Source organism: Streptomyces sp. NPDC054783 (genome assembly GCF_053611725.1).
Genome location: NZ_JBSHAY010000103.1, coordinates 1 through 1,426, shown reverse-complemented (window position 1 = coordinate 1,426; position 1,426 = coordinate 1). Strand labels below are relative to the sequence as shown.

General features: G+C 67.7%; 1 protein-coding gene and 1 pseudogene. Both read right to left on the bottom strand.

Annotated features, from left to right (window positions below; genetic code table 11):
* The gene (locus ACWGJ5_RS46540; protein ID WP_453315639.1) at positions 1-1,062 is read right to left on the bottom strand and encodes a 2-oxoacid:ferredoxin oxidoreductase subunit beta; all 1,062 of its coding nucleotides are present in this window, start codon (positions 1,060-1,062) and stop codon (positions 1-3) included.
* A pseudogene (locus tag ACWGJ5_RS46535) lies at positions 1,055-1,426 on the bottom strand (2-oxoacid:acceptor oxidoreductase subunit alpha); the annotation flags it as partial. The gene ACWGJ5_RS46540 and the pseudogene ACWGJ5_RS46535, both read right to left, overlap by 8 nt.

The following is a 1,426-nucleotide window of genomic DNA, read 5'->3' as shown; positions in this document are numbered from 1 at the left end:
TCAGCCGATGACGGTCCAGGTGTCGCTGCCGGCGAGGAGGGTGGCGAGGTCGCCTTTGCCCTTTTGTTCGATGGCGGTGTCGAGTTGGTCGGCCATGGTGGTGTCGTAGACGGGGCGGTCGGTGTCGCGGAAGACGCCGATGGGGGTGTGGTGCAGGGTGTCGGGGTCGGCGAGGCGGGAGAGGGCGAAGGCGGTGGTGGGGGATGTGGCGTGGGCGTCGTGGACGAGGATGTCCGTCTCGTTGTCCGTGGTGACGGTGACCACTTCCAGGTCACCGGTGGCCTGGTTGCGGACGACCCCGCGGGCGTTGTCGGGGCCGAAGCGGATCGGCTGCCCGTGCTCCAGCCGGATGAGTGCTTCCTGGGCCTGCTGGGTGTCCTTCAGGGCGTCGAAGGCGCCGTCGTTGAAGATGTTGCAGTTCTGGTAGATCTCGATGAGTGCGGTGCCGGGGTGGTCGGCGGCCTGGCGCAGGACCTGGGTGAGGTGTCTGCGGTCGGAGTCGATGGTGCGGGCGACGAAGGAGGCTTCCGCGCCGATGGCGAGGGAGACCGGGTTGAAGGGTGCGTCGAGGGAGCCCATCGGCGTGGACTTGGTGATCTTGCCGAGTTCGGAGGTGGGGGAGTACTGGCCCTTGGTCAGGCCGTAGATCCGGTTGTTGAACAGCAGGATCTTGAGGTTGACGTTGCGGCGCAGGGCGTGGATGAGGTGGTTGCCGCCGATGGACAGGGCGTCGCCGTCGCCGGTGACGACCCACACGCTCAGGTCGCGGCGGGAGGTGGCCAGGCCGGTGGCGATGGCGGGGGCGCGGCCGTGGATGGAGTGCATCCCGTAGGTGTTCATGTAGTACGGGAAGCGGGAGGAGCAGCCGATGCCGGAGACGAAGACGATGTTCTCCTTGGCCAGGCCGAGTTCGGGCATGAAGCCCTGGACGGCGGCGAGGATGGCGTAGTCGCCGCAGCCGGGGCACCAGCGTACTTCCTGGTCGGATTTGAAGTCTTTCATCGACTGCTTGGCGTCGGCCTTGGGGACCAGTTGCAGCAGCCGGTTGCCGGCGTCAGTCATCGATGGCCTCCTTCAAAGCCGTGGCGAGCTGTTCCGCCTTGAACGGCATGCCGTTGACCTGGTTGTAGGAGTGGGCGTCGATGAGGTACCTGGCCCGGATGAGGGTGGCGAGCTGGCCGAGGTTCATCTCCGGGATCACCACCTTGTCGTAGCGCCCCAGTACCTCGCCGAGGTTGCGGGGGAAGGGGTTGAGGTGGCGCAGGTGGGCCTGGGCGATCTCCTCGCCGGCCGCCCGCAGCCGCCGTACCGCCGCGGTGATCGGCCCGTAGGTGGAGCCCCAGCCCAGCACCAGGGTCCTCGCGCCGTGCGGGTCGTCGACCTCGACGTCGTCGACGGCGATCCGGTCGATCTTGGCCTGGCGGGT